Here is a 13,311-nt window from a genome sequence, read left to right on the forward strand (position 1 = left end):
GCAGCAACGAGCTGTTATATAATTTAAGGAGGAAGGTAATTTTATGAGAAATGAATTAAATAGTAAAGAGTATGATTTAATGGCTTCACGTCAAAGTAGAAAAATACTAACAGGTACTTTATCTGCTGTAGAAACTGTTGATATTAAAGATGGACAAGAAGTCGATTGTGGAATTGTGTTCTATGATGAATTTAAAGTATTTATACCAATTAAAGAAATGAACATATCAAGGGAAGACAAAAGGGTTATAAGAAGCATGATAGGCTGTGAAATTGATTTTATTGTATCTAATTTTAATGAAGAGGATAAAACGGCTGTAGCATCAAGGAAGGAAGCTATGGAACTCAGAAAAAATTTAGAGCTAAAAAAACATAAAGTAGGAGATAGGATTTCTGTAAGGGTTACTTCTGTTGGTAGAAATAATTGTAGAGTGGATTGTTACGGAATAGAATATAGAGTACCTATAAATGAAATAGATTATGGATATATAGATAGAGTTGATAAATATGTACAAGTTGGTGACGTAGTTGATGCTGTGATAAAGGAGCTTGATGTAGATAAAAGTCATATAGTAGTTTCATTAAAAGATGCTAAAAAAGATCCATACCTTACTTTTGTAAAGGCGCTTAATAAAGGTGGAGAATATTTAGCCACAGTAACTGGAATTAAGGATTATGGAATATTTTTAAACATAAGGAAGGGTGTAAATTGTCTATGTCCTTTCCCTAATTGGTCAAATTTTTCACCATCCATAGGAGAAAGATTTGTAGTGAGGATAAAAAACATTAATTATGAAGATAAAAAAATAAATGCAAATTTAATGAGACCGATAAATCAAAATAATAAATGTAATGTGTAGCATAGTTTCTCTTTAGTGAATTGTAATATGCAGCAGAACTATTTTTAAAAATATAAATGTTAAAAATAACATTAACTGCTGCGTATTTTGAAGTAAAAAAACTTCTTTAAAATATAATTATAAGTGTGTTTAGTAGGGATAAGTATTCGTTTAATTGCTATTGATTGTGCAGTAATAAGATGGTAAAATATAGTTAATTTACGAATGGAGTTGTTGTGCGTGAGTAGTAAAATTAAACATATAGTTATACTCGAAACTAGTGATATACATGGAAATGTATTTCCAATAAATTACCTTGATAATAGTAAAGAACAGTTTGGCCTAACCAAGTTATCTAGCATAGTTAAAGATGAAAGAAAAAAGAACGATGATTTGATTTTAATTGATAATGGCGATATTATTCAAGGGACTCCACTTACGTATTATTATGCAAAAGTAAGTAAAAATGGTAATAATCCTATAATATCCATTTTGAATTATATGAAATATAATGCTGCAGTTATTGGAAATCATGAATTTAATTATGGAACTAAAATACTCAATGATTCAGTAAATCAATCTAATTTTCCATGGCTTTCTGCGAATATTGTAGATAAAAAAAGTAAAAAGCCTGCTTTTGGTGTGCCATATATTACAAAACAAATAGATACGGATTTAAAGTTAGCAGTATTAGGTCTTACCACAAAATTCATTCCCAATTGGGAAAATCCCAATATAATAAAAGAATTTGAGTTTCTAGATGTTGTAGAAACAGCGCAAAAATGGATTAACATGCTTAAACGAGAAAAAAAGGTAGATATAATTATAGTTTCGTATCATGGCGGATTTGAAAGAGATATTGATACGGGTTATGGGACTGAAATTCAAAATGGAGAAAATCAGGCTTATGAGCTTTGCAAGAAAGTTACTGGAATGGATGTACTTTTAACTGGTCATCAGCACAGGAAAATTTGGGGTAAAGCAATTAATGGGGTAACAGTAGTTCAGCCAGGTTATGGTGCTAAGAATATTGGCAAAGTGGATATTGTATTAGAGAAAACTTCACTAGGTTGGAAAATAGTTAAAAAGGAATCATCGCTGCTCCCAACGCTGAATGTTAAAGATGACAGCGAAGTAATAGAAATAGGCAAAAAATTTGAAGAGGATACTCAAAAATGGCTGGATACACCTATTGGTAAAGTAAAGGGAGATATGACAATAAAGGATCCCAAGGAAGCAAGGCTTAGAGACAATGCTTTAATTGAATTTATAAATAAGATTCAAATGATAAATGGCAATGTAGACATTTCTGCAACTGCGCTATTTGACAATAATGGTAAAGGATTTCCAGCCAATGTTACTATGAGGGATATTGTTTCTAATTATGTGTATCCAAATACTTTGAAAGTTATAAGAGTTAAAGGTAAGGATATTAAAGATGCACTTGAGGTATCAGCAGCTTACTTTGAAACCTTTACTGGAAAAGTAAAAGTTTCTTCGAAATTTACAGTATTAAAGCCTCATCATTATAATTATGATATGTGGGAAGGAATTGAATACGAAATAAATATATCTAGAAAAATAGGAGACAGAATTACAAAATTGAATTACAGGGGAGCACCTATGGAAATGGATAAAGAATACGATATTGCAGTTAATAATTATCGTGCATCCGGCGGTGGGAATTACGACATGTTTAAAAACAAAAGGGTAATTAAAGATATTCCAATTGATATTTCAGAATTAATTGCAGATTATTTTTTGAAAAATGGAGAGGTAACTGCAAAGGTAAACGGAAATTGGAAAGTAGTTCATGATTAAGATGTAAAATAGGTATAGCTTAAAATAGAAAATACATAAAAAAAGCGATTAATGCAAATTAGTCGCTTTTTTCTATGTAAATATTTAATTGTGACAAATTACAAAATATTCATCTATAAGCAATATACAGTAATAATTTAATAACAATAACACAAATACGTTGATAATTTGTTAATAAAATATTGATTTTGTAAACAAACTGTGATAATATAATAAAAAACATAGTTGCAATTGTTAATAATAAAAAATACTAATAGGAGGACTTATATATGTTAAAAAAGAAAATTTCAATAGGTATAATTTTAGCTTTAACTGTAGGAATGTTTTCCGGATGTGCTTCTAGCGGTGGAAGTGGCTCAGATAAGATTAAAATCGGAGCAGTATTACCGCTTACAGGTTCAATAGCCGCATATGGAAAATCAGCACGTAATGGTCTTACACTTTTAGAAAATGAAGTTAATAAAGGCGGCGGAATCAATGGTAAAAAGGTAGAATTTGTTTATGGTGATGATGAAAATAAACCAGCTTCAGCTGTAAATGTAGGCCAAAAATTAATAAATGATGACAAAGTAGTAGCAGTAGTTGGCCCACTTACAAGTACATGTGCAAATTCATTAGCTCCTATTGCACAGAGAAACAAAATACCAATGGTAACAGGAACAGGTACTAACCCTAAAATCACACAAGCTGGTGATTATATTTATAGAACATGCTTTATAGACCCATTTCAAGGAACTGTCATAGCTAAATTTGCAGCTTCTGATTTAAAAGCTAAGACAGCAGCAATACTTTATGATAATGGAAATGATTATTCAAAGGGACTCGCGGAGTACTTCCAAAAATCTTTTAAAGGAAAGGTAGTAGAAACAGAAACTTATAATACTGGAGATCAAGATTTCAATGCACAGCTTACTAAAATAAAAGCAACGAACCCGGATGTTATTTTACTTCCAGATTACTATTCAACTGTTGGAATGATAGCTAAACAGGCTAGATCACAGGGAATAAAGTCAACTTTCCTTGGCGGTGATGGATGGGATTCAGATGATCTCTTTAAAGTTGGAGGAGATGCTGTAAATGGAGCATATTTTTCAGATCATTACTCTTCACAAGATACATCAAGTGAGGTTGTTAAATTTGTAGATAGTTACAAGAAAAAATATGGCAGTGTACCTGATTCAATGGCAGCATTAAATTATGATGCTGGTAAAGTTTTAATTGAAAGCATAAAGAAAGCAGGAAAAACTGATCCTGATGCTATAAAAGCAGCTCTTAAGAGCTATAATGGTACAGTTGTTTCTGGTAAAATTACTTTTGATAAAGACAGAAATGCTATTAAATCAGCTGTAATACTAAATGCTAAAGACAATAAATTTGATTTTGTTAAAAAGGTGCAGCCATAAAGCAAATTTAAGGATATGTCTCAAAATAATTAAAAATGTTTTCTTGTAATTTTAAGCATTTTGAGACGATTCGTTTATAATATGATTTTAAATTATATGATTAACTTATAAGATCGAAAGGATTTATGTCTTTTCGATTTTATAAGTATATATCATAAGAAACGGAGGAACGCATATGGAATTTTTACAACAACTTATAAATGGTCTTGCACTGGGAAGCGTTTATGCGCTTATTGCAATAGGATATACAATGGTATATGGAATAATAGGTCTTATAAACTTTGCACATGGTGATATATATATGATGGGAGCGTTTTTTGGTTTCTTTGCAGCAACAAGTTTTAAATTGCCATTTATACCTACGCTTATAATTGCTATGTTAGGCTCAGCACTTTTAGGCATTATAATTGAAAAGATTGCCTATAAGCCTCTTAGAAATTCTCCTAAACTCTCACTTCTCATAACAGCTATTGGAATGTCTCTTTTACTTGAAAATGGAAGTAGATTGGATTTTATTTTTGGACCTGATTATAGAACATATCCGTCAAATCTTCTTCCTTCAAAAGTTATTAACTTTGGTTCTTTAAGATTGGATTCTCTTCATATAATCATTATACTAATATCGATTTTACTAGCACTTGTTCTTCAATTTGTAGTGTATAAGACTAAAGTTGGAAAAGCTATGAGAGCAACTTCTTTTGATAAAGATGCTGCTGCCCTTATGGGGATAAACATTAACAACATTATTTCAATTACCTTTGCAATAGGCTCTGCTCTTGCAGGTGCTGCTGGAGTTTTAGTTGGAATACTTTATTCAAGAATTGATCCTTATATGGGTATAATGCCTGGTCTTAAAGCATTCATAGCGGCTGTACTTGGAGGTATAGGAATAATTCCAGGAGCCGTTTTAGGTGGAGTAATAATGGGAATTGCGGAGACATTCACGAAGGTCTATATATCTTCTAAACTCTCTGATGCCATTGCATTTGCAATACTGATTTTAATACTTTTAATTAAACCTTCAGGTCTTCTAGGTAAAAAGCCAAATGTGAAAGTGTAGGTGACAGATTATGATAAAAAGTAGTTACAAAAAATTAGGTTTGCTTGTTGTGATTTCAGCTGTAGTATTTTTGATTCTTTCGTTTGCTATAAATAAAAACATAATTAGTCAATATTATGCGAGAATTCTTGTGTTAATATGTATAAATATTATAATGGCTTTAAGTTTAAATTTAATAGTTGGTTTTACGGGTCAGCTTGCACTAGGACATTCAGGTTTTATGTCTATAGGTGCATATACTGCGGCAATGCTTACAATGAAACTTCAAATGCCCTTTATAGCATCACTTGCTTTAGGAGGAGTTTTTGCTGCTTTTATTGGATTTTTAATAGGGGTTCCTACATTAAAGCTTAAAGGTGATTATCTTGCAATAACAACCTTAGGCTTCTGCCAGATAATTGTTGTTGTAATGCAAAATATACCTGCTGTAGGTGGAGCACAGGGACTTACGGGAATCCCAGCAAAAACAACCTTTGGTGCTGCATTTATAGGCATGATTATAACTCTTATTGTTATTTACAATATAGTTCATTCATCTCAAGGTAGAGCTATGATTTCAGTAAGAGAAGATGAAATTGCAGCTGAGGCAATGGGAATCAACACCACAAAGTACAAAATCATGGCATTTGTAGTTGGAGCCTTTTTTGCAGGGCTTGCAGGAGGTTTGTATTCGCATTATATGATGTATATAGAACCTAATCAGTCTTTTAACTTCTTGAAAGCCACAGATATAGTTGTTTATGTAGTTCTTGGAGGTATGACTATTCCAGGTTGTATGATTTCAACTGCTATATTAACTTATCTCCCAGAGGGACTTAGGGGATTTGGTGATTTCAGAATGGTAATTTATCCTATTCTTTTAATATTAATAATGATTTTAGGTGCTAAGGGAATTACTCCTTCTAAAATATTTAAAAGAAAAAGTCTAGCTAAAGGAGGAGAGAATAATGCCACTGCTTGATGTGAAAGATTTAAGCATACACTTTGGAGGACTTAAGGCCGTAACAGATTTTTCACTTACTATGGGTGATAATGATTTATATGGGCTTATAGGACCTAATGGTGCCGGTAAAACCACTATTTTTAATATGTTAACAGGCGTAAAACATGCAACTAGTGGTGTTATACAATTTAATGGAGAAGATATTACTTATGTTAAGCCATATGATATAACTAAAAAGAGAATTGCAAGAACATTTCAGAATATAAGACTTTTTAAGGGTATTTCTGTGCTAGATAATGTTAAAATATCTTATAATTATCAAGTTAAATATAATTTGTTTGATTCAATATTAAGACTTCCTAGATATTTTAATGAGGAAGAGAAAATAGAAAAAAATGCTATTGAACTTTTAAAAATATTTCATCTTGATGATAAAAAAGATGAGATGGCAGATAACCTACCATATGGTGAGCAGAGAAGACTTGAAATAGTGCGAGCACTTGCAGCAAGTCCTAAACTTTTACTTTTAGATGAGCCTGCTGCGGGAATGAACCCTCAGGAAACTCAAGAACTTACAGAACTTATAAAGTGGGTTAAAGATCATTTTAAAATTTCAATACTTTTAATAGAGCATGATATGAAACTTGTTATGAATCTATGTGAAAGAATAGCTGTGCTTGATTATGGTAAGAAAATAGCTGAAGGCGTTCCGGAAGAAATAAAAAATAATCCCCAGGTTATAAAGGCATACTTAGGAGGGGAGGATACAGACGATGCTGAAAATTAAAGATTTAAATGTATATTATGGTGCAATACATGCACTTAAGAATGTAAATATGGAAATAGACGAAGGACAAATTGTTACCCTCATAGGTTCCAATGGAGCCGGAAAGACTTCTACACTTAGAGCTATATCAGGGTTAGTACCTGTAAAGTCTGGAGAGATAAATTTTGATGGTGAAAAATTAAATACTCTTCCAAGTTATAAAATGCCGTATTTAGGTATATCACATGTTCCTGAGGGAAGAAGAATATTTGCTAATCTTACTGTTATGGAAAACCTTGAATTAGGTGCGTATATAAGAAAAGATAAAAGCAAAATATCGGAAGATTATGAAAAAGTATTTGATAAATTTCCAAGACTTAAAGAAAGAAGTAAGCAGCTCGCTGGAACCTTAAGTGGTGGAGAACAGCAGATGCTTGCTATGGGTAGAGCTCTTATGATAAATCCTAAGATAATACTTCTGGATGAACCATCAATGGGACTTGCACCTATAGTTGTTAATAATATTTTCTCAATAATTAAAGAGATAAATAAAGCTGGAACTACGGTGCTTCTTGTTGAACAAAATGCTAAGATGGCTCTTTCTATAGCAGATAAAGCATATGTAATTGAAACGGGAAATATAGTTACGCAGGGTAATGCTAAAGAACTTTTAAATAGTGATTCTATAAGAAAAGCATATTTAGGAGAATAAAATAAAAGAAATTGATTTTAGAAAAATTAAGAAAGAAGAATAAAGGATGATTTTCCTAATTCTTTTTTCTTAATTTTATTTTTTGGGAGGCATTAATTACAGTAAAACTTTTATAAGTTTACATAATATAAATTATGTATATGTTATAAAAAGTAAACCCAAATAAAATATAATTTTATCTGGAAATAGTGAACAAGTAAGTGTATTATATACTTTATAAGTTTAATTATTAAAATAAAGTTAAATAATGAAATTAAAAATAGAGTTTAATTTAAAGGTCAATGATATAAAGGGGTGAATTTTAATGAAAAATTTTGATGATATAGTGATTTTTCATTAAATAAGTTATGAACGAGAAAATAAAATTGATTAAGGGAGACATAACAAAGATAAAGATTGATGCTATTGTAAATGCTGCAAATTCAAGCCTTCTTGGTGGCGGTGGAGTAGATGGTGCAATTCATAGAGCAGGTGGAAAAGATATACTTGAAGAGTGTATTAAAATAAGAAATAAAATAGGAAAATGTAAAACAGGTCAAGCTGTTATTACAGCTGGAGGACTACTTAAAGTAAAATATGTAATTCATACAGTTGGTCCAATTTGGAGAGATGGAAGTAATAATGAGGATGAACTTTTGAAACTTTGTTATATAAATAGTATTAAGCTTGCAGAAGAATATAAGCTTAGTACTATAGCCTTCCCCAATATAAGTACAGGGGTGTATGGTTTTCCTAAAGAGAGAGCATGCAAAATAGCAATAAATACTGTACGTGAGTGCTTGAATAGAAAGTCAAGTATGAAAGAAATTTTGTTTGTATGTTTTGATGAAAAAAACTATGAACTTTACTATGAGTTACTTAATAATAAAAGATGTAAGTCACACTAATTTTAAAGCATAAATAGTTTGTTAAAATATAGCAAATAAAAGTATAATAAGAATATTCATAATTTCAATTAGTTTTTTATGTAAATATAAATTTTGATTTTTAGTTATGAAATTTTTTAAAAATATATCTGTGAAACTGCTATAAAACTCAATGTTTTATTGTTTCTCAAAAGACTAAAATATATAATTTTAAGGGGGATTATTATGCCTACATTAGAGCAAATAAAGGAACAAATGAAGAAAGCAAATGTTACTAATACTTTTTGTATTAAAGATGAGATTAATACTTTACCAAAAGTTTTAATGGAAGATGAAGAAATTAAATATCTGACTTCATGTGTTCTAGATGGTCATTATTGGTTGGCAGCATGTACCAATAAAAGAGTTTTATTTTTATATAGAACTGGGTTCTTTGAACTTAAACAAAAGGAAATACAATTAGAGCAAATTAATTCAATATCCCAGCAAAGCGGATACGCTTCAGGCGATTTAGAAATAGGTTATGGAGTATCAAAGATCATTATGGAAGGTGTAAGTGAAAAGGCTATAAAGCTATTTATTGATGCTGTTAATATTGCTAAAGAGGAATTAAAAAATAAATCGGGACATGCTGAGGTTAAGCAAGAAAGCATTCCTCAACAAATAAAGGAACTTGCAGAACTTAAGGATAGTGGCATTTTAACAGAGGAAGAATTTAGTCAAAAGAAGAGTGAATTATTAGCGAGAATGTAGAAAATTATGATTGTTTTAAGTTTGGTATTTATAATTTCATCATACCAAAAATTCACAGAATGAAAACAAAATAATTTAAAATAAAAACAGGCACAATAAAAATGTAAGTTTTATTGTGCCTGTTTTTATTTTAAATTATGGAGGTAAAAAATGAAAAATAAAAAGTATATGTTTAGAAATAATGTTATTTTAGTTTTTGAATTTGTATTCCTCATAAATATGATTAATGGAAATGATTTTTTTTGCACTAATAAATTAAAGTTTAATAATAATGGTAAGTTTAAGATAGTACAATTTACTGATTTGCATCAAACGGACTGCATAAATTTAAAGACAGTAGCTTTTATGGAAAGAGTTCTTGATTATGAAAAGCCTGATTTTGTTGTATTAACAGGAGATAACATAGATGGACGATATTGCATGAGTATGACTTATGAGGGTGCAATTAAAAGTATAGCGGAACCTATGGAAAAAAGAAAAATTCCTTGGACAGTAGTACTTGGAAATCATGATACTGAAGCTATTAATGTTGAAAGAAAAACCATGATAAAAAAGTATATGAAGTATAAATATAATATGAATAAAATAAATGATGATAACTGTGCTTTTAACCTGATCGTTAACGATTCAAAAAATAAAGCACCTATTTTTAATATGTATATGATGGATTCAGGAAGTTATGACAATAAAGGAGGCTATGGATGTATTAAACCTTCCGAAGTTCAATGGTACAGAAAGACATCATCAGAAATAAAAAATAAATATGGACATTTAATTCCAGCAGTTATGTTTTTTCACATACCATTATCGCAGTATTGTAAAGCATGGAATAATCAAAAAATAGACGGTGAAAAAAATGAATCAATATGTTCCCAAAGTAGTGATAGTGGACTTTTTAAAGCCATAATTAATGGAGGAGATGTTAAAGCTATATTTGTAGGGCATGATCATACTAATGATTATATAGGAAAAAGTGATGGAATAATTATGGGATATGGAAGATGCAGTGGGTATGATGCATATGCACAATCAGGTTATAGAAGAGGGGCAAGAGTTTTCTTTATAGATGAAGATAACGTAACTAAATTTAAATCGTGGGAAAGGTTAGAAGAAAATTAAAATAAATATTTAGAGAATTTTTTTAAATGACATATAAATACTAATGTAAGTAAATTTTATTTGCTGGTAAGTATAAGTTCTTATTGGCGACATATATGATTTTGGTTTATACCGACAAGCTGTTTGCAATCTTTAATTGCAGCCAGCTTTAATTTTTTGTGTTTAAGGGGGAATAGTTAAATGAAAAGTTGTAATGAATTATTATGTAGAAAGGAAGATGATTTTTATTTCAGTTTTAATGTGGACAACCATGGTATTGTAAAGTGTGTTTCTGAAATTTTATTTAACATGATTAAGGAGAAAAGAGAAGTAGTAATTTTGTGTTTAGGTGTAGATTCTTTAATAGGAGATTCTTTAGGACCATTAGCAGGAAGTATACTTAAAAAAAATGGTATTGATAATGTATATGGTACTTTAGATAAAACAGTTAATACTCATAATGTTTTACAAGTATTAAGCGAAATCTATGGTGAATTTCAAAATCCATATATTATAGTTGTTGATGCGGCTATAACAGCAAGTGATTATAGTAGTGATATTGTTTTAAAGAATAGAGGATTTGAACCTGGCGAATGCCTTCATAGTAGATTACCTAAAATTGGTGATGTTTCTTTAGTTGGTGTTGTAAACCATGAAGACGAATATGAGAACAATTTTATAAGTCTATTAAAGCACTGTGATTTTGAAATAGTTCGGAAAATGGCTAAGGTGATTTCAAAAATATTAATTTTAACATTTGAAAAATTAAAAAACAAGGAGAATTATTAAAATGGAAAAGAATAAATATTTACAAAAATATTATTATGAAATAGGAATAGAAAAAGAGTTTTCAAAACTTTTATGCAATATGACACAACAAGATAGAGATGTGATTTTGCTGTGTATAGGAAATCCGACTATAAATGGTGATATACTTGCACCACTTGTAGGGACATTATTAGAAGAAAAAGGACTTAATAACATCTATGGAACCATAAAAAAGCCTATAGATAGAAATAATATAAAGATTGCTTATAATTATATACTTAATAAATATAAAGCTCCATATGTAATTGTAATTGGGACATCATTTCCTTTAGATTTTCATGATGATAAGGAAGTCATAATATTGAGTGATACACCATATGAATTATGGACCTCATATGGTAATTTGAAATTTGGAAATGTTAGTTTTAAGGCGATTTTTAATTTACTAGATGATTATTGTGGAATAGATATTATAAAAGAAGTTGGATTAGGGATGATATATAAGTATGCAAGAGTTATTTTTAAATCTATAGAATTATATTTACATAATCAATATTATGTAAAGTAAAATAAAAAGTAAACTTAAACCTCAAATCAAATATAACTTAATATACATTTTAATATTATAATAAAAGTTTCTAGGAACTGCATATCATTAATGATGTGCAGTTCTTTTGTGATATAATAAATTTAGAAATTACAGGGAGGTAATAAAAATGTTAGATATAAATAGCTGTACAGTTTTAAACAATGGAGTTAAGATGCCTTGGCTCGGATTTGGAACTTATAAAATAGAATATAAGGATACTTCAACTCAATATATTAAAATGGCATTAGAAGCTGGATATAGACATATTGATACTGCTGCTGTGTATGGAAATGAGCCTATTGTTGGAAAAGCTTTAAACGAATATGGTATTCCAAGAGATAAAGTTTTCATAACTAGTAAGGTTTGGAACAATAAACATGGATATGATAAGACTTTAAAAGCATTTCAGGACACTTTAAGAAGGCTTGATACTGATTATTTAGATCTTTATTTAATTCATTGGCCTAAAAAATTAAATAAGGATACATGGAGAGCCATGGAAAAATTATATAAGGACGGATACATTAGAGCAATAGGAGTAAGTAATTTTAAAATTCACCATCTTGAAGAAATAATGGAGGATAGTGAAATAGTACCAATGGTTAACCAAGTTGAATATCATCCTGAGTTTCCACAAACTGAGCTGCATGATTTTTGCAAGAAGAATAACATACAACTTGAAGCATGGGGACCTTTGATGCAGGGAAAAATATTTGAGATACCTTTAATGAAATCTCTTTCAGAAAAATACGGAAAAACTATATCACAAATTGCACTTAGATGGGACTTACAGATGAATGTAGTTACAATACCAAAGTCAATAAATGAAAATAGAATAAAAGAAAACTCTAACATATATGATTTTGAGATATCCAAGGAAGATATGAAAAAGATAGAAAGTCTTAATACAGGGGAAAGAATAGGGCATGATCCAGATACTATAACATTCTAATAATGTGTATAAAAAAAAGTTCCCGAAGGAACCTAAATAATAATAAAGTAAGTAAATAACTATTCAATAAAATTTTATATTATATTAAAAAAAAAATCAAATGAATGTTTAGGCTTATATGTAAAAATGTGTGAATATATTTTAAATTTTTTGTGTTTATTTAGTTAAATATTATAGTTATTTAAAACTTTATAATGAATTGTACTTATGAGAGTTTCTCTTTTTTAAATAATATTTTAAATCAATCTGGGTATACTATGACTGATTTAAAGATTTGTAAATAAAAAGGAGAGATGTTTAAATGGGAGAAAGTCATAATGAAGATCATAAAGGAGATGTACGTAGTAATAATAACAATAGTCTCATGCGATGGTTAGGAAGATTGGCTCTTTTTGCAATAGTTTTAGCAATAACATCCTTTTTTACACCGGGTTTTTCAATAAGAGGCTTTTGGACATTTATATTAGCAGCAATCGTAATAACTGCATTAGATTATTTGGTAGAATCTTTTATGAAGGTTGATGCTTCACCATTTGGTAAAGGGTTTAAGGGATTTATTATTTCAGTTATAATAATATACCTTGCTCAATTCTTAGTACCTAATATGCATGTTTCAATAATAGGAGCTGTATTAGCAGCTATAGTTATAGGTGTAATAGATGCTATAATACCAACGAGGACTATGTAACGATTAAAGTTTTTTAGCGGCGCTTTTTTCGCCGCTAAAATTTTATCATTATTT

At 29.7% G+C, this 13,311-nt stretch carries 14 protein-coding genes; all 14 read left to right on the forward strand.

Annotated features, from left to right (window positions below):
* Positions 1-43: 43 nt before the first annotated feature.
* Positions 44-859, forward strand: a complete 816-nt coding sequence (locus BEE63_RS19405; protein WP_066022953.1) for a S1 RNA-binding domain-containing protein — start codon at positions 44-46, stop codon at positions 857-859.
* 219 nt (positions 860-1,078) lie between these two features.
* Positions 1,079-2,659, forward strand: a complete 1,581-nt coding sequence (locus BEE63_RS19410; protein WP_066022954.1) for a bifunctional metallophosphatase/5'-nucleotidase — start codon at positions 1,079-1,081, stop codon at positions 2,657-2,659.
* A gap of 269 nt (positions 2,660-2,928) precedes the next feature.
* Positions 2,929-4,062, forward strand: coding sequence for an ABC transporter substrate-binding protein (locus BEE63_RS19415; RefSeq protein WP_066022955.1), 1,134 nt, complete (start codon positions 2,929-2,931; stop codon positions 4,060-4,062).
* A gap of 175 nt (positions 4,063-4,237) precedes the next feature.
* Positions 4,238-5,122, forward strand: a complete 885-nt coding sequence (locus BEE63_RS19420) for a branched-chain amino acid ABC transporter permease (protein ID WP_066022956.1) — start codon at positions 4,238-4,240, stop codon at positions 5,120-5,122.
* A gap of 10 nt (positions 5,123-5,132) precedes the next feature.
* The gene (locus BEE63_RS19425) at positions 5,133-6,083 is read left to right on the forward strand and encodes a branched-chain amino acid ABC transporter permease (RefSeq protein ID WP_066022957.1); all 951 of its coding nucleotides are present in this window, start codon (positions 5,133-5,135) and stop codon (positions 6,081-6,083) included.
* Entirely contained in the window at positions 6,070-6,852 is a 783-nt protein-coding gene (locus BEE63_RS19430) for an ABC transporter ATP-binding protein (RefSeq protein WP_066022958.1), read from the forward strand. Before BEE63_RS19425 ends, BEE63_RS19430 begins: the two co-directional genes overlap by 14 nt.
* The gene (locus BEE63_RS19435) at positions 6,839-7,543 is read left to right on the forward strand and encodes an ABC transporter ATP-binding protein (protein ID WP_066022959.1); all 705 of its coding nucleotides are present in this window, start codon (positions 6,839-6,841) and stop codon (positions 7,541-7,543) included. The genes BEE63_RS19430 and BEE63_RS19435 overlap by 14 nt, the downstream gene beginning before the upstream one ends.
* 347 nt (positions 7,544-7,890) lie before the next feature.
* The gene (locus BEE63_RS19440; RefSeq protein WP_066022960.1) at positions 7,891-8,430 is read left to right on the forward strand and encodes an O-acetyl-ADP-ribose deacetylase; all 540 of its coding nucleotides are present in this window, start codon (positions 7,891-7,893) and stop codon (positions 8,428-8,430) included.
* A 204-nt stretch (positions 8,431-8,634) separates the two neighbouring features.
* Positions 8,635-9,162, forward strand: coding sequence for a PH domain-containing protein (locus BEE63_RS19445; RefSeq protein WP_066022961.1), 528 nt, complete (start codon positions 8,635-8,637; stop codon positions 9,160-9,162).
* A gap of 150 nt (positions 9,163-9,312) precedes the next feature.
* Positions 9,313-10,281, forward strand: a complete 969-nt coding sequence (locus BEE63_RS19450) for a metallophosphoesterase family protein (RefSeq protein ID WP_066022962.1) — start codon at positions 9,313-9,315, stop codon at positions 10,279-10,281.
* 180 nt (positions 10,282-10,461) lie between these two features.
* The gene (gene yyaC, locus BEE63_RS19455; RefSeq protein ID WP_066022963.1) at positions 10,462-11,049 is read left to right on the forward strand and encodes a spore protease YyaC; all 588 of its coding nucleotides are present in this window, start codon (positions 10,462-10,464) and stop codon (positions 11,047-11,049) included.
* A 1-nt stretch (position 11,050) separates the two neighbouring features.
* Positions 11,051-11,596 (forward strand): DUF1256 domain-containing protein, encoded by a 546-nt coding sequence (locus tag BEE63_RS19460; protein ID WP_066022964.1) that lies wholly within the window; start codon positions 11,051-11,053, stop codon positions 11,594-11,596.
* Positions 11,597-11,744: 148 nt separating this feature from the next.
* Positions 11,745-12,569: an aldo/keto reductase gene (locus BEE63_RS19465; protein ID WP_066022965.1), complete on the forward strand. Its 825-nt coding sequence runs from the start codon at positions 11,745-11,747 to the stop codon at positions 12,567-12,569.
* Positions 12,570-12,933: 364 nt separating this feature from the next.
* Positions 12,934-13,257 carry a phage holin family protein gene (locus tag BEE63_RS19470; protein WP_431732491.1) on the forward strand — a complete coding sequence of 108 codons (324 nt, stop codon included), beginning with the start codon at positions 12,934-12,936 and terminating at the stop codon, positions 13,255-13,257.
* The last annotated feature ends 54 nt before the right edge of the window (positions 13,258-13,311 follow it).

The sequence above is a fragment of the Clostridium pasteurianum genome (assembly GCF_001705235.1).
Classification (GTDB): domain Bacteria; phylum Bacillota; class Clostridia; order Clostridiales; family Clostridiaceae; genus Clostridium_S; species Clostridium_S pasteurianum_A.